Origin of the sequence: Barnesiella sp. An22, assembly GCF_002159975.1 — a bacterium.
In the GTDB taxonomy this organism is placed as follows: Bacteria; Bacteroidota; Bacteroidia; order Bacteroidales; family Barnesiellaceae; genus Barnesiella; species Barnesiella merdigallinarum.
Map to the genome: position 1 here is coordinate 79,580 of NZ_NFJR01000010.1, position 20,647 is coordinate 100,226.

Annotated in this window: 23 protein-coding genes; 6 read left to right on the forward strand and 17 right to left on the reverse strand. The window is 52.1% G+C overall.

What is annotated here, in order from left to right; genetic code table 11:
- Positions 1 to 8 precede the first annotated feature (8 nt).
- The 3 genes from lpxA (at position 9) to B5F38_RS10240 (ending at position 2,482) form a co-directional block, all read left to right on the forward strand.
- Positions 9 to 785 carry an acyl-ACP--UDP-N-acetylglucosamine O-acyltransferase gene (gene lpxA, locus B5F38_RS10230; RefSeq protein WP_087409192.1) on the forward strand — a complete coding sequence of 259 codons (777 nt, stop codon included), beginning with the start codon at positions 9 to 11 and terminating at the stop codon, positions 783 to 785.
- A 245-nt stretch (positions 786 to 1,030) separates the two neighbouring features.
- Positions 1,031 to 1,714, forward strand: coding sequence for an outer membrane beta-barrel protein (locus B5F38_RS10235; RefSeq protein ID WP_087409193.1), 684 nt, complete (start codon positions 1,031 to 1,033; stop codon positions 1,712 to 1,714).
- Positions 1,715 to 1,930: 216 nt separating this feature from the next.
- Complete coding sequence (locus B5F38_RS10240; RefSeq protein ID WP_087409194.1) at positions 1,931 to 2,482, forward strand: hypothetical protein; 552 nt, start codon at positions 1,931 to 1,933, stop codon at positions 2,480 to 2,482.
- Positions 2,483 to 2,595: 113 nt separating this feature from the next.
- On the opposite strand, the gene B5F38_RS10245 is transcribed toward B5F38_RS10240, so the two are convergent.
- From B5F38_RS10245 to B5F38_RS10285, 9 genes are all read right to left on the reverse strand, one after another.
- Entirely contained in the window at positions 2,596 to 3,006 is a 411-nt protein-coding gene (locus tag B5F38_RS10245) for a secondary thiamine-phosphate synthase enzyme YjbQ (protein ID WP_087409195.1), read from the reverse strand.
- A 94-nt stretch (positions 3,007 to 3,100) separates the two neighbouring features.
- Positions 3,101 to 4,405 (reverse strand): toll/interleukin-1 receptor domain-containing protein, encoded by a 1,305-nt coding sequence (locus B5F38_RS10250; protein ID WP_087409196.1) that lies wholly within the window; start codon positions 4,403 to 4,405, stop codon positions 3,101 to 3,103.
- A gap of 35 nt (positions 4,406 to 4,440) precedes the next feature.
- Positions 4,441 to 4,809, reverse strand: a complete 369-nt coding sequence (locus B5F38_RS10255; RefSeq protein WP_087409197.1) for a hypothetical protein — start codon at positions 4,807 to 4,809, stop codon at positions 4,441 to 4,443.
- A 335-nt stretch (positions 4,810 to 5,144) separates the two neighbouring features.
- Entirely contained in the window at positions 5,145 to 6,392 is a 1,248-nt protein-coding gene (locus tag B5F38_RS10260) for a mechanosensitive ion channel domain-containing protein (protein ID WP_087409198.1), read from the reverse strand.
- Positions 6,393 to 6,405: 13 nt separating this feature from the next.
- Positions 6,406 to 7,197 (reverse strand): DUF6048 family protein, encoded by a 792-nt coding sequence (locus B5F38_RS10265; protein ID WP_087409199.1) that lies wholly within the window; start codon positions 7,195 to 7,197, stop codon positions 6,406 to 6,408.
- Positions 7,187 to 7,720: a DUF6452 family protein gene (locus B5F38_RS10270; protein ID WP_087409200.1), complete on the reverse strand. Its 534-nt coding sequence runs from the start codon at positions 7,718 to 7,720 to the stop codon at positions 7,187 to 7,189. Before B5F38_RS10270 ends, B5F38_RS10265 begins: the two co-directional genes overlap by 11 nt.
- On the reverse strand, positions 7,705 to 8,238 hold the full coding sequence (locus B5F38_RS10275; RefSeq protein ID WP_087409201.1) for a nitroreductase family protein: 534 nt from the start codon (positions 8,236 to 8,238) through the stop codon (positions 7,705 to 7,707). Before B5F38_RS10275 ends, B5F38_RS10270 begins: the two co-directional genes overlap by 16 nt.
- Positions 8,239 to 8,268: 30 nt before the next feature.
- Entirely contained in the window at positions 8,269 to 9,222 is a 954-nt protein-coding gene (locus B5F38_RS10280; RefSeq protein WP_087409202.1) for a glycosyltransferase family 2 protein, read from the reverse strand.
- A 4-nt stretch (positions 9,223 to 9,226) separates the two neighbouring features.
- Positions 9,227 to 9,778, reverse strand: a complete 552-nt coding sequence (locus tag B5F38_RS10285; RefSeq protein WP_087409222.1) for a DUF4199 domain-containing protein — start codon at positions 9,776 to 9,778, stop codon at positions 9,227 to 9,229.
- A gap of 210 nt (positions 9,779 to 9,988) precedes the next feature.
- On the opposite strand from B5F38_RS10285, the gene B5F38_RS10290 reads away from it, so the two are divergent.
- Together B5F38_RS10290 and B5F38_RS10295 are read left to right on the forward strand one after the other, a co-directional pair.
- Positions 9,989 to 11,389: an endonuclease gene (locus B5F38_RS10290; protein WP_158096873.1), complete on the forward strand. Its 1,401-nt coding sequence runs from the start codon at positions 9,989 to 9,991 to the stop codon at positions 11,387 to 11,389.
- Between the two features lie 18 nt (positions 11,390 to 11,407).
- On the forward strand, positions 11,408 to 12,103 hold the full coding sequence (locus B5F38_RS10295; RefSeq protein WP_143240966.1) for a hypothetical protein: 696 nt from the start codon (positions 11,408 to 11,410) through the stop codon (positions 12,101 to 12,103).
- Positions 12,104 to 12,194: 91 nt separating this feature from the next.
- On the opposite strand, the gene B5F38_RS10300 is transcribed toward B5F38_RS10295, so the two are convergent.
- From B5F38_RS10300 to B5F38_RS10335, 8 genes are all read right to left on the reverse strand, one after another.
- Positions 12,195 to 12,746, reverse strand: a complete 552-nt coding sequence (locus B5F38_RS10300; protein WP_087409205.1) for a helix-hairpin-helix domain-containing protein — start codon at positions 12,744 to 12,746, stop codon at positions 12,195 to 12,197.
- 12 nt (positions 12,747 to 12,758) lie between these two features.
- Complete coding sequence (locus B5F38_RS10305) at positions 12,759 to 13,319, reverse strand: GNAT family N-acetyltransferase (RefSeq protein WP_087409223.1); 561 nt, start codon at positions 13,317 to 13,319, stop codon at positions 12,759 to 12,761.
- Between the two features lie 47 nt (positions 13,320 to 13,366).
- Positions 13,367 to 13,984, reverse strand: coding sequence for a class I SAM-dependent methyltransferase (locus B5F38_RS10310; RefSeq protein WP_087409206.1), 618 nt, complete (start codon positions 13,982 to 13,984; stop codon positions 13,367 to 13,369).
- Positions 13,985 to 14,012: 28 nt separating this feature from the next.
- Positions 14,013 to 14,465 (reverse strand): YhcH/YjgK/YiaL family protein, encoded by a 453-nt coding sequence (locus B5F38_RS10315; protein WP_087409207.1) that lies wholly within the window; start codon positions 14,463 to 14,465, stop codon positions 14,013 to 14,015.
- A 40-nt stretch (positions 14,466 to 14,505) separates the two neighbouring features.
- Positions 14,506 to 15,744 carry an MFS transporter gene (locus tag B5F38_RS10320; protein WP_087409208.1) on the reverse strand — a complete coding sequence of 413 codons (1,239 nt, stop codon included), beginning with the start codon at positions 15,742 to 15,744 and terminating at the stop codon, positions 14,506 to 14,508.
- A gap of 86 nt (positions 15,745 to 15,830) precedes the next feature.
- Positions 15,831 to 17,012 carry an AGE family epimerase/isomerase gene (locus tag B5F38_RS10325; RefSeq protein ID WP_087409209.1) on the reverse strand — a complete coding sequence of 394 codons (1,182 nt, stop codon included), beginning with the start codon at positions 17,010 to 17,012 and terminating at the stop codon, positions 15,831 to 15,833.
- 15 nt (positions 17,013 to 17,027) lie between these two features.
- Positions 17,028 to 17,945 carry a dihydrodipicolinate synthase family protein gene (locus tag B5F38_RS10330; protein ID WP_087409210.1) on the reverse strand — a complete coding sequence of 306 codons (918 nt, stop codon included), beginning with the start codon at positions 17,943 to 17,945 and terminating at the stop codon, positions 17,028 to 17,030.
- Positions 17,946 to 18,039: 94 nt separating this feature from the next.
- Positions 18,040 to 19,206 carry a cyclically-permuted mutarotase family protein gene (locus B5F38_RS10335; protein WP_158096874.1) on the reverse strand — a complete coding sequence of 389 codons (1,167 nt, stop codon included), beginning with the start codon at positions 19,204 to 19,206 and terminating at the stop codon, positions 18,040 to 18,042.
- 219 nt (positions 19,207 to 19,425) lie between these two features.
- Here B5F38_RS10335 and B5F38_RS10340 point away from each other — a divergent pair, with 219 nt between their 5' ends.
- On the forward strand, positions 19,426 to 20,637 hold the full coding sequence (locus B5F38_RS10340) for an ROK family transcriptional regulator (RefSeq protein WP_087409212.1): 1,212 nt from the start codon (positions 19,426 to 19,428) through the stop codon (positions 20,635 to 20,637).
- Positions 20,638 to 20,647: the final 10 nt, after the last annotated feature.

Genomic DNA, 20,647 nt, shown 5'->3' on the forward strand with positions numbered 1-20,647 from the left:
GAAAAAACATGAAACAACCGTTAGCATACGTCCATCCCGATGCCAAGATTGCCAATAATGTGGTAATCGAGCCGTTTGTTACGATCGATAAAAACGTAGTCATCGGCGAAGGGACTCAGATAGGCTCCAATGTAACCATTCTGGAAGGCGCACGTATCGGCAAGAACTGCAAGATATTCCCGGGAGCAGTCATTGCGGCCATTCCCCAAGACCTGAAATTCAACGGCGAAGATACCATTGTAGAGATTGGCGACAACACTACCCTGCGTGAATGTGTGACGGTAAACCGCGGTACCGCCGCCAAAGGCAAAACCGTAGTCGGCAGCAACTGCCTCATCATGGCCTATTCGCACATCGCCCACGACTGCGTCGTAGGCGACAACGTCATCATCTCGAACGCTACCCAGGTAGCCGGCGAAGTGGTTATCGACAACTATGCCGTCATCGGCGGGGGCACCCTCATCCACCAGTTCAGCCACATCGGTGCACACGTGATGATACAGGGCGGCTCGCACGTCAACAAAGACATCCCCCCCTACATCAAGGTAGGACGCAACCCCATCTCCTACGCCGGCATCAACTCCATCGGTCTGCGCCGTCGCAACTTCAGCAACGAGACCATCTGCAACATCCAGGAGATTTACCGGTACCTCTACCTGTCGGACATGAACAACAGCGACGCTATCGAACGCATCGAGGCCGAACTGCCTGCCACCAAAGAGCGTGACGAAATCGTCATGTTCGTGCGCAACTCCAAACGGGGAATTATCAAAGGATATCTCTAAGATACACTTTTTCGATAATACCGATTACGAAGCGGGAGCCTCTGAGCAAGAGACTTCCGCTTCGCGTTTTATCGCCATCGGATAGACAAACAGGCTTGAAAAGTCTATTAAACGGGCTTTGCGAGATATATTCCCGACTAAAAATTTTGAGGTTCGAAACTTTCAAATATATTTGCACACCATAATCATGTAATGGCGCCTCCGAAAACCATAGACAGAGTAGGAAAAACGAAAAAAATGGAATTATGAAAAAGATTCTCTTCGCAGCCGCTGCAGCGGCTTTGGTACTCACCAACGTACAAGCACAAGAAAAGTTCAAGCCCGATGCCATGACCGTATCCACCGAGTTGAGCTACTCGCCCGGCGGTGCTACCGATGGTGGCTTCAGCCTGCCCGAGTATGGTGCCAAAGTGCGTTTGCACCTCAACGAAAAGATGGCCGTCCGCTTGAAACTGGGATTGAACACATCGTCGCAAAAGACAACCGACTTTACCCCCAACGGCACAAACGACGACATAGAGACCTACCACCGCAACACGCAAACGATATTCTCTATTATGCCCGGCTTTGAGTATCACTTTACCAAATATGAAAGAATATCGCCTTATGTCGGAGGCGAAATCGGATTACTGTCCTCTACAACTAAAGAGACGACCAGCAGCTCAATCAGCGAAAATAAGACCATAATCAAGAATCCGGGACTGGGATTCGGCATCAACGTATTCACCGGTGTCGATGTGTACCTGTGCAAAGGCCTCTACCTGGGTTTCGAGCTTGGTCTGGGGTATGAATCGCTGGATACCAAACGTACCCTAACTACTACCATATCAGAGAACGGGACCACCGAAGACAAGGGAAACCAAGCTATACTGCAAACCTCGTTCGGCTTCCATGCTACCCCGTCGCTGCGCGTAGGCTGGTGCTTCTAATCGACCATAAAGAGCTTATCGGCTTGTATATCAACAGCGAGGCATATCAACACGGTATGCCTCGCCTCTTTTAAATATAGGTATCGCCCTACCCTCGACGGCCGACAGCTGCCGAAATATAGATGTCGCCTCCATATTTTTACAGGCATTATTTGGTAAGCGAAAGTTTTTTACTACTTTTACATATCCAAAAAAAGAACCTAATTACACAACATCATGATCTATAAATTCAGAATTGTTTCGGACGAAGTTGACAATTTCAGACGGGAAATCTGCATAGACTCCGATGCCACCTTTCTCGATTTGCACGATGCCATACTCGACTCGGTGGGCTTCACCAAAGATCAAATGACCTCGTTTTTCATTTGTGACGACGATTGGGAGAAAAAGACCGAAATCACGCTCGTAGACATGGGCAAAGATTCCGACGAAGATACTTGGATTATGTCCTCGACCCGACTGAGCGAGCTGATCGAAGACGAGGGCCAACGGCTGGTTTTCGTATTCGACTACATGACCGACCGCATGTTCTTCATGGAGTTGAAAGAGATTGAGCCGGGCAAAGACCTCGATGCCCCTATCTGCACCCGCAAAGAGGGAAATCCCCCGCAACAGACCATGGACTTCGAGGAACTGGAGAAGAAGAATTCCGCCAACAACACATCGGACCTCGACGAAGATTTCTATGGCGACGAAACCTACGACCCGTCGGAACTCGACGACGAAGGCTTTGCCGACCTGAACATGGACGACGATTACACGCTGTAACCGATTCGCCCCCGAGGGCAACCGTATAAACGCATTGCAGGGCTGCTTCGCTATCGCGCGAGGCGGCCCTTTTCTTATACACAAGAGAGGCGAGACATCCTGCTCGGCTCCCGTTACTCGACGATAGTGGCGGCAATGTGGCGCACCCCGCCGTCGTTACGGAACTCACACAGATAGATACCCTGCCAGGTTCCCAGGTCGGGGCGACCGTTGCGAATGGGAATCGTCAGCGAAGGGCCCAGCAGCGAGGCCTTGATATGGGCCGACATGTCGTCGTCGCCCTCACAAATGTGGCGGAAGTAAGGAGCACCGTCGGGGACTGCCCTGTCGAAAAACGAAGCGAAATCGCGACGCACGTCGGGGTCGGCATTCTCGTTGATGGTCAATGCCGCCGAAGTATGCTTGATAAACAGATGGAGCACACCGGCTTGCGGCAACTCGGGCAAGCGGGTAAAAATCTCTCGCGTTACCAGGTGATAGCCTCGCCCGTAGTGAGGCAATGTAATCTCTATCGTTCGAACCATAATACAGTTATTTTATACAAAGATAGTGAAAAAGGGGACACAGAAACAAACTGAAAATCCTCTCTCCCAGGTTAGAAATATTATATAGACACATCTAATTAAAATCAGTATACAATCGGTCTTTCGACAGATCCAATTTTTCCTCTAATAAAATTTTTTTATCATCTAATGTCGTTATCTTGAGTAAATATTCTCCCTTTTTTAGAAGAATCTTGGTAAATTTATTTTCTTCTATACTCATACATAGTTCTTCATCTATATACACATTACAAGCCCTTGTATACTTAATTTTAAGATTGGCGCTATCCAAAACTAAATTTTCATCTGTACGTTCCTGAGGGGCTTCATATTTTAAAGTTCTTAGCCGATTAGTCAACCTTTCCATTGCAGCCCGGAAATAAGTTCCCATTTGAAATGGCAATTGCTCTAAATCTTTAATTTCACTCAAATCTTCAGGAAAGTTTTTGGGCCAACGCCATACTGTATTTCCCTCTCCGTTTTCAATAACAACAGGAATTATATGCGATTTATATTTCAATGCAGTTCTAATTTCCCTGGCTACCCAATCCCCTTTTTTATGACACTTCTTCATAGACTGAGGACTCAAAACCAAAATAAAATCCTTACAAGAAAAAATCGCATCAATAATTTTCAGATTAAACTTTCCATCTTGAATGGATGTATAATCAAAGAATACATTTGGATAATGGTCTTTTTGTAATGCTTGTTCTATTGTCCTCGCTACATCACGTCCATCAATTCTCCTATAACTAATAAAAATATCGGTATTATCCCTTTGTGGTACATATCTATCTAATGCGTCAATTTCCAACGGCGTTTCTAAGATTTTTCTAATTAAATTACCTAAATATATAAAAGGGGAAGAAATAATTTTGAATGGGGAACTCAATCTCTGTCTCTTCCACAGCACATTAAAATCAATATCAAGAAGTCTTGCTAACACCCTTATAAAGGCTGCTTCACGACCTTCCATCTTGGCATCAATTCCGAGTATTTCATTATAACGCAGAGCTTCAGGAAGATACTCTTTATCTGCGCCATAATCTACTATAAAAGGTATAATATGATTAGAACGGCCTAAATCTATAAATTTCTGTACTTCACAATTTACCCAATGTGATTTCGCAGAATTAGGAGAACAAATTACAATTAAAAATTTTGACTTCTCTAATGATTTTTGAAGTGTATCAGACAAGAGTCCCGAAGACAACTCATTTACATCCGCAAAAATAGGTGTTAATGTAGCCCCAGGATTACCTCGCTTAATATAGTTTGGCAATTTATAGGTTTCCAATCGCTTTTGTAACCACTTAGCCCATTTAATATCAGTACGACTATAGGTTATAAACGCTAAATACTTATATTGTAATTCCATCATTTTTAGTAGTACATACAATAATAGAACAAGTCCCCTCAGCGGCCCGTCTCGTGGAAAAACCGATACTTAATCCAATAGTAGAAACGCTTGAATACGTTCGAAGGCTCGGGTTTGAAGTGGACGGTTACATCTACCTCATCGCGATTGAAAAACAGAATATAGGTCGACGACACCAGAGCCACATGATACTCAAACTTCTCAATCCCGTAGATATTCCGCAACAGAATCGTGCGGAAGGGATTGTCGTCGCTCATCTGTGCAAATGTGATGGAATCGTCGGTCATGGTAACGCCATACAGCGTCCCGCAAAGAGTCATAAACTCGTCGAGGTTCAAATCGGATAAGGTTTTAGGCGGGCTCGAATACTTCTTATACAAAGCCTTAATGACACGTTTAGAAATCATAGCACCACAAGAATATGAATATAAGCACTTTTTCCTTGGATAAATATAAGAAAGAATAGGTATACGCCCTAATTCCCATTAAGAATTCTTCTTCTAATTAACATATAGATACATAACAAAACAAATATTAGCCATTCAAGCGTTAATAAATGCTCATTCTCCCTTCACTTCTTGACTCGCCAAGCGGCATAGCACCAGCACAAGACCAAATAAATAGGACCTGCACTACGAAAACGGATTGGTCACAGTTGATCGTACACCTTTCGATCGACAAAAAAGGAAGCGTGCGGATGACTATTTATTCCGCACCCAAAACGAAGAGCAAAAATATTCGGTCACGACAACCGATCTTTGAGCGACTGAAAATCGTAACTGCCGGGCGACTGATAGATACGCAGCCCGAACTCACGAGTGATGCCCAGGGTATGGTCCATAAGGTCGGCGGCTATGCCTTCGTAGATTTTCCACACCTTTTCCGACGAAAAGAGATAGAGCTCTACGGGCAATCCCTTCTCGGCCATGGGCAGATAGCGCACCATGTAGAGCATATCGGGGTTCGACTTTCCCATCTGCCGGATATAGTTCTCGAGATAGACCCTGAAGAGCAGGGTATTGGTGACTCGCAACTCCTCGACCAGAAACCGGTTACCGGCCGCACGGGCATCGGCAATGGCCTGCAACCGCTGCGATACGAACTCGCCAATGAGGAAATTGGACTCGAACTGGTGCAGCTCCTCCTCATCGAGAAAGGTAATACTGTTCACATCGAGCAGAATCTGCCGCGTGATGCGGCGGCCGCCACTCTCGAACATGCTGCGCCAGTTGGTGAACGAACCCGAAACCAACGCATAAGGGGGTATGGTCGTGGTCGTGTTGTCGAAGTTTCTCACCTTCACCGTGTTGAGGGTAACGTCCTGCACGATACCGTTGGCATTATGCGCCGGGGCGGTAATCCAGTCGCCCTTGTGCAGCATGTTGTTGGCCGACAGCTGTATACCGGCCACAAAGCCCAGAATCGTATCTTTGAATATCAACATGAGTACGGCTGCCGAGGCTCCCAATCCGGCAAACAACCGGGCAGGCGACTCGTCGATGATGGTACCCACGATACTGATAAATCCAATTGAGAAGAGTATCACTTGCAACGTCTGAATACCGCCCTTGATGGGGTAGTGGCGCAGCTCCTCCTTCTCGTTGAAGATGTCGAGAAAGGCATTGAGCATGCCGTTCAGGAAACGGAGTATCAGCGCAATGATATAGACCTTGCAGATGCGTTCGGTCAATACATACCAGCTACCCTCCGGCTCGAATGCCGAAGGCAAAAAGGCATAGAGGATAAAGGCCGGCGCCAAGGCTGCCAACCGGGCCACCACCTTCTTGTCGTACAGATGGTCGTCCCATTCGAACTTGGTACGGCGAATAACCGGCAACAACAGTTTGTTGATGAGCAGCTTGCAAACCACATCGCACACCACGGCAATGAGTACGATCAAAATCACATAAATCAAGGTATACCCTATCTCGGTGGTATCGAACATGAGACCGGCTACGGCATGCAACGAATTTTCGACAGACTCCAACATAACAATCACTTTTTCATTCTACAACCGGCTGGGCTTCACTCTTCTTGCTCTTATCCTTCTTACCGAACGAGAAGCGATACCCTACCGTATAGGTAAACCCAAAGGGCGAACCCTCGGGACCGAAGCCCGGGATAAACCAAGGCTGAGAATCGGCATTCTTCTTGTAGCTGAACATCATGCGGTAGCGCACGGTCCAACCCATATAGAAGTTCTTATAGACCTGAACACGCAAACCGCCCAACAGTTCGCCCCAATGGGCCCACGACTTCTGCCCGGTCATGCTCAGTTGCTCGGTCTCTTCCCAGTACGACGACTCCATCGTGATGTTGTCGATGTCGTAGGTAAAGAACGAAAATCCATATCGCACACCGATGTAGAAGAAGCTCATCTCCTCCTTGTTGTAACCGAAGTTGTAGTTCATGCCTATGCGGTTGTAGAGCGATGGCTTGGTGCGATAGGTGAAATTCAGCTCCTCGGGGGTATTGTCGGCATAGCCCAACCCAATCTCCCACACCGGGAAGAATCGATTATGCAGGTCGAGCTCGGCCGCTATCTCGTAGTTGCCGTAACTCTGACCGAAGAGTTTGGTCACCCCGTCGAGTATATTTACATTCACCGTCAAGCCGTTGAAAAGGGGGTAGATATACCCTTTGATTTTGGGCTCCTCGGGCTCGGGGGCCACCACACTGTCGGGTTGTGTGGTCACCGTATCGCGCCGGGCCGTAGGGTCGACCGGCGTAATGCGACGTTGGGCCACCGACGTCAGGGCCACCAGCAGGAACAATATGAACAGTTTACTCCTCATCGGGTTCGGGGGTTTGAACGGTATAATACAGGCGCACGCTCTCTACGTCGTCGTTGGTTATCTCGTGCACGATTACGGCTACCGAATCGAGCACATGGCGGGTATAGCGACAAGTCTCGATGCTGAAGTTATACATGGCACCGCAGTCGATCGAAGCAAAATAGGGATAGGCCCGATAGACAAACGTGAGCGTGTCGTTGTTGCGGGGCGACGCGAGCGACTGTTGCAAATAGCGAATGACATATTGCGTGGAGTCCTGGGTAAAGCGCAACGGCAGATAGACCTGACTGACCGCGACGGCCGAGTCGAGCAGCATCGAATCGTTGGGCTGCCCAATCCCGTATATCGAAATCGAGTCGATGGCCAGGGCCTGCTCGTTGATATTGTAGGCATAGAACTGAGCCCGCGGTATGCTGTTGCGGTTTTCCACACAACCGTCGCTACCGCAACTGCCCAACAGCAGCGCGCAGCCACACAGCCACAGCCACCAGGCGGCCCGGGATCTTCTCAGAAGCGCTCCCATTTCACCACATCGTTAAACGGTTTACGCTTCCGCTCCGTTTCGGCAGCATCGGCCGGATAGCCTACGGGCAGAAGCACAACGGGTTCCCACGTAGGAGGCAGATTCAGCACCTCGCGGCAACGGGCCACGTCGAAGTTGCACACCCAGCAGGTGCCCAGCCCCTGCTCAACGGCAGCCAGGGCCAGATGCTCGGTAGCAATGGCGACGTCGACATCGCAGAAGTCCTTGCCGTCGGAGGCCCGTTTCCACGAAGCCTCGTGATTGCCGCACACCACGATGCAGGCCGGAGCCGCCGCAAACCATTCGCGCGGGTAGCACTCGTACAGCGCCTTCAGCTGCTCGGCCTCGCGCACCACCACAAAGCACCACGGTTGAAAATTCACGGCCGACGGTGCCAGCCGGGCGACTTCGAGCATATATTCGAGTTTGGCACGTTCGACCTTGGCCGGAGCAAAGGCGCGCACCGACTTGCGGGCCTTCACCAACGCAAGCAAATCGGGATATTTATTTTCGTTCATACTATTCAAAGAGTTTCGACAGATTCGATTTTATTTCAGCTCGCTCTCTATCTGGTAGTTGTTGCGTTCACTCGAGTTGCGCGAAATCAATTCGCCCACAAAACCGGCCAGGAACAACTGGGTGCCCAGAATCATGGCCGTAAGAGCCAGATAGAAATAGGGCGAGTCGGTCACCAACCGATAGGGCAACCCGCTGTACAGGCAATAGAGCTTGTTGGCCCCCACCACAATCACGGCGATAAAGCCCAACACAAACATCAGGCTGCCCAGCAACCCGAAGAAGTGCATGGGTTTCACCCCGAAACGAGAGAAGAACCACAGGGTAATGAGGTCGAGATAACCGTTTACAAACCGGTCGAGCCCGAACTTGGTCTTGCCATATTTACGGGCCTGGTGATGGACCACCTTCTCGCCTATCTTGTCATACCCGGCATTCTTGGCCAGGTAGGGTATATAGCGGTGCATGTCGCCGTAGACCTCGATATTCTTCACCACCTCCTTCTTGTAGGCCTTCAATCCGCAGTTGAAGTCGTGCAGATTCCTGATGCCCGACACCTTGCGGGCCGTGGCGTTGAAGAGTTTGGTGGGTATGGTTTTGGAGAGCGGGTCGTAGCGTTTCTTTTTCCACCCCGACACCAGGTCGTAACCGTCGACCGTAATCATGCGGTAGAGTTCGGGTATCTCGTCGGGGCTGTCCTGCAAGTCGGCATCCATGGTGATGACCACATCGCCCTCGGCCCGCAGGAAACCGGTATAGAGAGCCGGCGACTTGCCGTAGTTGCGACGGAACTTCACCCCCTTGATGCAGGGGTTCTTCTCGCGCAGCGACTCGATGACCTGCCACGAGTTGTCGGTACTGCCGTCGTTGATAAACCAGATTTCGTATGAAAACTTGTTGGCGGCCATTACCCGCTCGATCCACGCTGTCAGCTCGGGCAGCGATTCGGCCTCGTTATACAAAGGTACGATTACCGAAATATCCATATTCCTATTGTTTTGTATGATTTGACTTTGCACGCAGTTTCACGAGCCACGCTATCGCAGCCGACAGCAACGACCCGAAAAACAGATTCACCCACATGCGCTCTACCACCACCGACATCGGCGTGGGCACGTTGCCCTTCTCGAGCCCCTCCTTCATTGCATCGAGCAACGAGGGGTCCTTGGCCATCAGATTCAGAGCCTCCATCAGCTCGACAGCCGACTGGAACTGAATCTTGATGTACTCGGGGTTGATATAGACATAATAGATATACTGGGCCAGACTGCTGATGAGCGACGTGAAGAAAAAGAGCATGATACCCATCATCCACAGTTGGGCGAAATAGGCCTTCGTCCCGCTCATCACGTCGTACTTGCGCATGGCATAATAAACCACTACGGGGATACACAACAGCATGAGCAGAGAGACTGCATTACAGAAAAAGGAGTCCATGCTACACACCTCGAAAACAAACTTGACCACAAAGTAGAGCCCCATATACACGCCCCACTCCATGGCAAACTGCACGATACTTTTCGGCTCTTCGTTTTTTACCATCAGAAACTCTTTTTTCGAATATTCGTTAGCGTACAAAGGTATCACTTTTGCGACAATATTCATAGACGACAGTGCCAAAAATCGTTGCACCGCATTCAAAATAGCCGGCCCCGACCGCTCCCCCGAAACCATAAGAAAACCTAAAAGCGGCGAATGACTTGGCAAATCGAGCCATTCTCACTACCTTTGTGGCCCTTTTATAAAGAGAGTATGAAGAGACGATATGTAATGATTATCACCGCCCTATGCGCCGCCTGCTTCTCGCTGATGGCCGACATGCCCCGGGACTACTACCCCAATACCCTCGAGGGGAAGAGCGGTGCCGAACTGAAGACCGAGCTGTACAACCTGCTCAAGAACCACACCCGCATCGCCTATGGCTCGCGCAACTACGACGGGGCCTGCACCTGGACCGTATTCAAGCAGAGCGACGTAAGGCCCAACGGTAAAGTGTGGGACATGTATTCCAACAACACCTACAGCTTCTCGAGCGGAGCCGCCAAAGGGATGAACATCGAGCACAGTGTGCCCAAGAGCTGGTGGGGCGACGCGGCCGATTATGACGGAACAACTCCCCTCACGCGATTTCAACACGACGCCAGCTACGACCTGCACCACCTCACCCCGGCCGATGCCAACGCCAATATGGCCAAAAGCAACTTTGCACTGGGCGAGGTGGTTACCCCCTCGTTCGACAACGGCGTGAGCAAAGTAGGCACCGGCTATGTCAACGGCAAGGCCACCAACCTGTTCGAGCCGGCCGACGAGTACAAAGGCGATTTCGCCCGCATGTATCTCTACTTTGTCACCTGCTACCAAAACTACACCTGGCAATCCCTGGCCAACACCATGTTTGCCCAGAACGCCTACCCCACCCTCAATGCCTACGGCCAAACCCTGCTGCTGAAGTGGCACCGACAGGACCCCGTGAGCCAGAAGGAGATCGACCGCAACAACGCCGTCTACAGTTTCCAGAGCAACCGCAACCCCTACATCGACTACCCCAATCTGGTGGAGTACATCTGGGGCGACTCAATCGGCTATGAGTTCAGCTTCTCGGGCGGACAGACCTCAACCCCGGCCATCACCGTATCGAGCAACCGCATCGACTTTGGCTACATTGCCGACGGCACCTCGAAACATGCCGAGGTTTACCTCAAGGGGCGCAACCTTACCTCGCCCGTCACAGCCCAGATTCTCAACGAAGATCGCGGCGAATTTACCATAGCCTCGACCTCGTTTGCAGCCGATGCGCTCAACACGACGGGCATCAACCTCACTGTCACCTTCTCGCCCCAGACTACCGGGGCACACAACGCCACGCTGCGCCTCACGAGCGACGACCTCGAGTCGGCTACCGACATCGCCCTTTCGGGCTCGGTACTCTCGTCGCAAATCACCTATCTCGAGATTGTGGGGTTGAAATCGTCCTACAAAAAGAGCGATAGCCCCGTGACCCTGCAACTGAACACCGATGTGGCGGTCGAATGGACCATCGACGGACAAAAGGCCACCCAATTCAACCCCGCCAACCTTACGCCGGGGCTCCATACGGTCCAGTTCACCACCTCGGCCTCGCGAGGCAAGATGCGTGTACAAATTGTCGAATAACCCTAAATGGAACCGATTATGAAAATAGAGCAATATATCCGTTATATCGTAGCCTCCCTGATAGCCCTGTCGCTGCTCTGCGGCTGCAAGGAGGAGAAAGAAGAGAGTCAACAAACCGCGTTCAACCTGCGGGTAGATGAGTCGGTAGCCTTCAAACTGCCCAAGTCGACCACCTATACCCTGACGACCGACAACCCCATTATCGACTACACCCGGTCGGGCAATGTGCTCACGGTCACCGCACTCAAGGAGGGCAAGGCCCTGCTCACGGTGGTACTCGACTCGGGCGAAAGCCGCAACTACACCTTTACCATCACGGCCAATGCCTACCAGATAGGCTTCACCATCAACTCTACCCCTCGCGTGGAGTCGTGGACGGGCTCCTCGCTCGAGACCGAAAAGACTGCCGGCCTACAGGTGAGCTGCGAACCGGGTCTCGACATCACCGGCTCGACAGCCAGCGCCACCACTCGCTCCTACGCCTTCCTCTACCCCGAGACGGGCAAACTGCTGCGCTTCTCGGCCGAGGGCGACTTCACCCAAAAGGGCTCCCTGAGCAACGCCATTGTGGCCACCCGCGAAAGCCACAACGACCCGGTACAGTACGAGAGCTGCACCGCCACCATCGAAAAGGTGAACAGCGAGGGCAAAATCTGGTTCACCCTGCAATTTGCCGATCGCAAAGACATCCGCATCGTCACCGAGGTATTCTAAATTTCAACTATAACCCTAAACAAACGGCCCCGACGCCAATCGTGCGTCGGGGCCGTTCCCCTTTATATAACTGCCTCTCTCAAAGCAAATGCTATTTCAAAACCGGCCGGTCGTTCCGTACCGTCCTGTTCAACCGTTCGACCATACGCTTCAGGTGGGCTTCGTTCTCTTCGTCGCTAATCGTGGGGTCTTTGGTGAAACGCCGGCAAGGCAATTCGGGACAACCCCCGCAATTTGCCCGCCCCTGCTCCCGGCAACAGCGGTAGACGGGGCACTCGTCGTCGCCGGTATACGACAACCAAAAGACCTGTCCCTCGATGGCCCGGCATCCCCGGCACGATGCCGGATAATTGCCACACTCGGCACATACCGCACCACAGGGCGAAGGGTTGGCCACCTCATCTTTCCACAGCCACCATTTGCATTTGTTCCTGTCGGGGTGCCCGGTATTGACAAAATAAGATACGGCCCGGTAGAGATAAAGCTGACAACGGTCGATGGTGCAACCTCGCAAGCGGCACTCCTCGACATACAACTCCTCGCCGCTCTTACCGCACAGCGACTCTATCGAGGTATATCCCATGGCCAAGAGGTCTTGCTCGGTCCGTTTCCCTACATTGGGTATCTGACGCAATTCGGTCATAACTGTCTATTTTTATTCTATCCGTCTATTCCACTCGTCCGAAGTGATTAGCATAAAATGTTCAGTACGCACATCGCCCAGCGGAGAGACTTTTCCCGTCTCAGTATGGTGGTAAGTAAACCCACACTTCTCCATCACCCGGCGCGACTTCATGTTATCATCGTAATAACCACACCACACCCGCCGTATCCCCAGGGTCTCGAAACAGCGGTGCAACAGAAAGCGCACTGCCTCGGGGATAAGTCCTTGTCCCCAATAGGGACGACCTATCCAGTAGCCGATTTCGGCATCAGCAGCCTCCATGGCGGCACTGTGCACTCCATCGCCAAACATGATGCCCACACTCCCCACCGGCTCACCTGTCGCCTTGAGCACTACGGCATAGGTCTCTGGAGCCGAGAGCACGCTGCGGATAATCTCCCGACTGTTCTCTACCGAGGTATGAGGAGGCCATCCGGCCACAGGCCCCACCGCCGGATCGCTGGCATAGCGATAGAGCGACGGAGCATCGGCTTCGCTCCAACGGCGAAGCACCAGCCGCAAGGTTTCGAAATATAGATCATTGTCCGGCATTATTTCAAGCATGTAACGTTGCACAATGGGCAAGCATGTAAAACTCACTATTCCGTCTTCCTCCCCATAACAATACAACCCGTAGTATGGACCGATTCGTACGATATGTCTCCAAACGAAGCTTCGCTCAACAGATGAACAATCTCTTTTCTGGAATATATGCGAACGTCTCCATCACGTCCAAAGCGAATAAACAGGTTCATCAACTGCCTCAATGGGAAACCGACGTGATAGTCGCTTATCAACAGACGGCCTTCAGGCCTCAGCACCCGACGGAACTCCGAAAGGGCTTTTGCCGGAGCAGGATAGTGATGAAATGAATCGTTGCATATCAACAGGTCAAAAACGCCATCATCAAATGGAAGATATTCAGCATCGCCCCAAAACAAGCTGGCCTTTTCTCCCAATTTCGAACGGGCTGTATCGAGCATCTTTTCCGATATATCAATACCATACAAATTCATGGCCGGACATCTGGAGCGAATTAAATAGAGCATCTCTCCAGTTCCACACCCTACATCCAACAAACTACTTATTCCCTGTAACGAGACTACTCGTTCCAATATCGAGCGATACAGTCTCCTCGCATGGGCTCCATATCGAGTCGTATCGTAAACGGCAGCCTGATGGTTAAACGAAATTCGGGAATTTTCCTTAGCGTTCATCGGATTATCATCGACAGAATTTTTCCCGTTACTTCTCTATCTTCACCTTGGCAATCATCTTGCGAATCTTACCCTCGCCGATAACCGGGGCATGAGCATCTTCGGGAAAGAAGACGGCCACCTGTCCGGGCACGAGGTGCAGCCACGAGGTGGGGCGGTCGGCATAGAGTGCGCAATCGCCCTCGGGGTCGTAGGGTTTCACCTCGTCGATCACATCTTCGAGCGCCTTCCACCCCATGGTTTCACGACCCTCGAGCAGAATCTGCACATCGATGTAGTCGCGGTGTACCTCCAGCACCTGCTTTTCGGCCGGCATGCACTCGGGGTTGACGTTGTTGATGAAGAGGTTGTCGCCGTCGAGTTCGATGCGGCCGCACGGTGTGTGCAGGATGTCGTGGCTCTTGACGTAGTCGAACAGCATCTTGAACCGCGGATGAAGCGCCTCGATACGGGCGGTATTCTGTAAATTGGTAAGTATCATAGCTTTTTGTTTTAATTTGAGTTTCAAGTTTCGAGACCGGCTACTCCATGTTGTCGGTCTTGGGCCGGAGGAAGTAGAGCTGCAAGGCCAGTGCCACGGCTACCACAATGGCCAGCATGGCAAAGCCGCTACCCAGGTTACCGCCGTCGGTCCATCGGCCCAGCAGGCTGGTAATGAAGGCTCCGGCAAAAACGCCCACCATATTCATAATACCGTAGGCCGTGGCCTTCTGCTTGGCCGAGACGAACTGGCAGAGGATGGGCATGTTGTTGGTATCGAACATGCCATACCCGATGCCGAAGAGGAGTCCGGCGCCCACCACGGCCACGATGCTGTGGCCATAGCCCAGCAGGAGCAGCGACGGTATGGTGAGGCCCAAACCGATGGCTCCGGTGTAGACCCGACCCCGCAGATTCTTCTGTACCCAGCGGTCGGAGAGTGTTCCACCGATAATGACACCCAGAAACGACGACACGGCTATGGTGATGGTCGAGAGCGGACCGGCCTGCGACATGGGCATATCGAGATTCTCCTCGAAGAGCGTGGGCAGCCAGTTCTTGGTAGCCCATCCCGGGAGACTGGGAGCGGCGAAATAGAGCAGAATCACCCAAAAGGCGACGCTGCTGAAGAGCGACTTCAGACTCACCCACACCGGTTCTTTGGCCGGTGCTGCCGTCTCGGGCACCGGCTTCTCCAGATTCACATCGGGCTTTTTATCCCGCAGAAAGAGGGTCAACACCACGGCATAGGCGATGCCGATGATACCGAACCAGTGGAAAGTCGTGTGCCACGAATAGGCTGCGGCCACCGTAGCACCGAAACCGCCGATAGCCTGGCCGGTATAGAGCCCCGTCATGTGAATGCCCACTGCCAGCGAGCGCGATTTACCCGTGTGATAATCGGCTATGAGCGAAAGCCCCGCCGGAATATAGAGAGCCTCGCTCACCCCCATGAGGGCCCGAAGCCAGAAAATCTGATTGAAGGTAGTGGCAATACCCATGAGGTAGGTCACTGCCGACCACACGAACAGGCTGCCCACAATGAGCCATTTGCGGTTCAGCCGGTCGGCGATAATGCCCGACACGGGGCTCATGAATCCGTAAATATAGAGGAAGATGGCCATAAGCCAACCGAAGTTGGTGGCCGACTGCAGCTCGACAATATCGACCTGCATGGCATCTTTCATGGTACTCAGCATCTGCCGGTCCATATAGTTGAGCAGAGCGACACCCCACAAAAGAGCAACAACAATCCAAGGATAAATTTTTGAGGTCTTCACGATAAAGATTTATAAACAAACTATTAAAAAAAAGCTACGACCGGGAAGGACAAGTAGTCCCCTCTTGTGCTCCCGGTCGTGCTCAATTATCTATTCAGCATTTCCTGGCACAGTTCATACCCCTTGGTCATCATGCGGGGGATATGGAACGGGCCTTTGAAGAGATTCCCCTTAGCGGGCTGGGCCACACTGCCATCGCGATGCAGGTATCCAAACCACTCACCATACAGCGCGTCGGGGAAATGGGCGTATGTCCAGTCGCTTATCTGCGTGTGTAACTTCAAATATTTTTCATCGCCGGTCACCTTGTAGGCATAGAGCGTGGCGATGATAGCCTCGGTCTGGGGCCACCAGAACTTCATGTCCTGCGAGTAATCTTGCGGCGGATAGTTCTTGCAGTCGCGGAAGTTGATGATACCGCCGAACTGCTTGTCCCAACCCCACTCCCACGACCATTCGAGTATGGTGAGGGCCAGACGGGCGATTGCCTCGTCGCCACCCCGGTCGGCTGCCACGTCGAGCAGGAACCACGAGGTCTCGATGCAGTGCCCGGGATTGATTACCCGGCCGTTGATGGTATCGATAAATTCGCCACGGGGACCTACCGTCTCGAGCAGAGCCTTGAACTCGGGGTGCATGAAGTAGTGCTCCAGCGCATAAAGCGAGGTGGCAATCTGCTCGTCGAGTTCGGGATCGTCGATTACCTTCTTGATGCGCGAAGCCACGTTGATCATAATCATCGTGATAGAGTGCCCTTGCGCCTCGACCGTGGGTAGGTATTTGGGCTCGAGTATGCCGGGAGTCGAAAGGAAACGGCGCATGGCCTTGAAGAGGGCGAGAGCCTTCTCGGCATACTCCCGGTTACCGGTAGCCAGGGCATACTCGGCCATGGCTATGGCGGCGAAACTTTCGCTGAAGACGTAGCGGCGTTTCCGCAACGGAGTACCGTCGGCGGCCACCTCGAAGTACATGCGGCCGTCGCTGTCGAAACAGTGGGCCTCGATAAAGTCGAGCGTACTCTTGGCGGCATCGAGCCACTCCTGGCGTTTCTCTATATGATTGTAGGCATAACTGCACGTAAAGGCAAAGCGACCTTGAAACCACACCGACTTGGTGGTGTCGATGAGGCTGCCGTCGCGGTCGACACAAGTGTACACCCCGCCGTTTTTCCGGTCGAGGCCATACTTGAGCCAGAACGGCATGATGTTGTTCAACATGTCGTTTTTATACCGCTCGGCCCAATAGCTCAGATAAATTCGAGTATCCATTGTCATCGCCTCCTATCAAAACTTGTTGCAACGCTCGAAGAATCCGATAGCCTCCAGTTCGGACTTCATGCGAGCCTCTTCTTCGTCGGTCATATTCTGGAACGGCGTGCGGTTCTTGCCCAGGTCGAGCCCGATCAGTTTCATAATGCGCTTACCGGCCACGATGTTGCCCCGGTAGTGACAAATCACGTTGATGACGTCCTGTGCAAAGTTCTGGAGCTCGCGGGCTTTCTCGATGTCGCCGGCGTTCCAGGCGTCGATAATCCCTACCAGATTGATACCGTTGTAGTTGGTCGTACCACCTATACCGCCCTGTGCGCCGCCCATAGCCAGCGAGGGGAGTATGGTTTCGTCCTGCCCGTGCAGCATGTCGTATTTGCCGTTTTTGTAGAGGCGGCACTGGTTGTATTCATAGATACTTTCGTAGGTATATTTGATACCGGCGAAGTTGGGAATGCGGCCGTCAACGGCCTCGAGAAACGAGGTCATGGGCAGATAAGCACCGTTAAAGGCCGGTATGTGGTAATAGTAGAAAGGAAGTTGAGGTGCTCCGGCAGCAATCTCCTCGCAATATTTCACCAACTCTTCGATGCGACCGATTTTCGGGAAGGGAGGCGCCATGGCTCCAATACCCCAAGCCCCAAGTTTCTGGGCATGCTCGGCCAACCGTTTACTCTCTTTCACACAGCAACTGCCTACATGTACAATCACCTTGAATCCGGCGGGGGCGACTCTCACCCACTCTTCGGCCAGTCGCATGCGCTCCTCTTCGGTGAGCATGTAGCCTTCGCCCGACGAACCGTTGATAAATACACCTTTCAGGCCGTTCTTCACCAACATGCGGGCATAAGCCTCGATGGGCTCTAAATTCACCTCTCCTTGTTCGTCAAACGGCGTAAACGGAGCATCGATCAATCCTACTATCTTTTCCATATCTTTTATTAGTAAATTATTTTATTAACTACTGGCAAATTTAGGATTTTATATTTATTAAAACAAGTAGAACGAAGAAAAAATATCTTTCATTTCAAATTTGCTCCTTCTGCTCAGAGGAGTATACCTTTCCCGCCGGTACGACAGACGTAGCGCCATCGGTATCGCGCCACTCAAAAGCGCCTATTTGTGAACTCCTTACACCAGGTTTCACCTCGCCACATACCATTATCAAGAGCGAATCGTCAAGCAACAGCACCCCTCCGGCTCGGTTCAGCCCCTCGACTGAGGGCGAGACCGACCAGTCGCCACGGGTCGTATTATAGATAAGCACCTCGTTATTAAATCGATACCATTCAATTGGTTTCTTCATGTAGTCGGCGGGAGCCCTGCCTTCCATGGCTTCTTTAAATATTTTATAATCTACACCTCCCGTCAACAGCAGGCAATTACCGACAACAGCCCCGCTCCCTCCCGAGATGGCATACCGTCCACCGTCGGGCGCGACAGGGAAAGGCACAGGATTGCCCCACTGCCGGGTCGCCACATCGTAGGGCACCATATCGGCAGGAATCGTACAGGTGCGCGTCGACGGGTCGTAACTGAAACCTCCGGCCAGATAGAGCTTGCCGCCCGCAGCCAGCAGAACGGGTTGCACCCGATTCGGAGCCGGATAGTCGGGAAGCCGGGTCCAGACCCGACTCTTCAGGTCGAGGGCATAGAGGGCACGACCGCCATCGGACTGGTTTCCGCCCGTTACATAGACTACCCCGTCGACCGATGCGGCAGCTCCGTTGTCGATAGCCACAGGCAACGGCGGCAAATCACGAAAGCCCCACGCGGCCACGCTATCGGGCCCCGGTTGTGACTCGATGAGGAAAGCCCGCGTCACCGCCGAGTCGGCATCCATACCACCTACGCATACCAACCCCTCGTCGGTCTCGGCCGCGGCCCCGTAGGCCAATGCCTGAGGCAAATCGGGCAACACCCGCCAACCGCTGTCGGGCCGAGCCATATCCAAGGCATAGAGGCTGCTGTAAAACCGTTTCACACCCCCATCGGCCGCCGGCACATCGGGGAAATTGCAGCCGCCACCTACCACCATATAGTTGCCCACCATCCCGGCAAAGGGGGCCGAAACGCCTCCCGGCACAGGATAGTCAGGCAAACCTACAGATTCACGACTGCCGCCAGTCGAGCCGCCGCAGCTCGCCAATACGAGCCACAATCCCAGCACTACTCCACATTGTATCGTTTTCATAAACAAGCCAAATTTTCGACCGATTACTCTCATCTATAATCAAAGGAAAGGAACAACCGGAAACTCCATCCTCCCACCCTTCGACCCTGTCGGCCGTATCTTATATTTTCCCAAATATACACTTAAGCATCAATTTTTGCCACTTATTCCTAAAAAAAGTTTAGTTACTTAAGATTTAAATCCTACATTTGCATAAATGATAATCCCTTTGTTGAAACCATGAACCTGCTCTCCGAAATCGAAAAAGGCACCCGCAGTGCCGCCATGAAGAAAAAAATCATAGGATACTATCTTTATAACCAGTCGTCTACCCTGCCCGACCTGGCCAAGGAGTTGAACATAAGCGTACCCACGGCTACCAAGTTTGTCTCCGATATGCTCGACGACGGCTACATCATCAGCTACGGCAAGATGGAGACTGCCGAGGGGCGTCCTCCTACGCTCTACGGACTGAACCCCGATTCGGGTTATTTCATCGGTGTCGACATCAAAAAGTTCTCTATCAACTTTGCGCTGATGAACCTCATCGGCGGAATTATCGAAACCCGCATGGATGTGAAATGTCAGTTGGAGAATACCCCCGAAGGACTCGAACTCCTATGCGACCATATACGCGACTTTTTGCAAGCCATCAACATAGACCAGAAAAAGATACTCAACATTGGCATCAACATCTCGGGCCGGGTCAATCCCGAGTCGGGATACAGCTTCTCGCAATTCAATTTCGAGGAGCGTCCCCTGGCCGAGATTATGACCGAACGAGTAGGTGTGGCCATAAGCATCGACAACGATACCCGAGCCATGACTTATGGCGAGATGGTCAAAGGGGTAGTCAAAGGTGAGAAAGACATCATCTTCATCAACCTCAGTTGGGGACTGGGCAGCGGACTCGTATTCGACGGCAAGCTGTACAAAGGCAAATCGGGATTCAGCGGCGAGTTCGGCCACTTCGGAGTCTTCGACAACGAACGGCTGTGCCACTGTGGCAAACGGGGATGCCTCGAGACCGAAGTCTCGGGCGAAGCGCTGTATCGGGAGTTGCTGCACTGCGTGCACGAAGGCAAACAGTCGATTCTCTCCGAACGAATCGAGCACGACGAGGCGTCGCTCACTCTGCCCGACATTGTCGAGGCAACCAACCGGGAAGACCTGCTGTGCATCGAGCTCACCGAAGAGATAGGTCAGAAACTGGGCCGGTACCTGGCCGGGCTCATCAACCTGCTCAACCCCGAGCTCGTGGTTATCGGAGGCGTACTCGCCCAGACCGGCGACTACATATTGCAACCCATCAAAAGCGCAGTACGCAAATACTCGCTCAACCTGGTCAACAAAGACTCGGCCATCGTCCTCTCCAAACTGCAGGAGAAGGCGGGTGTCGTGGGAGCCTGCATGCTGGCCCGCAGCAAAATGTTCGACTTCGGCAAGGAGTAATCTCTACCCT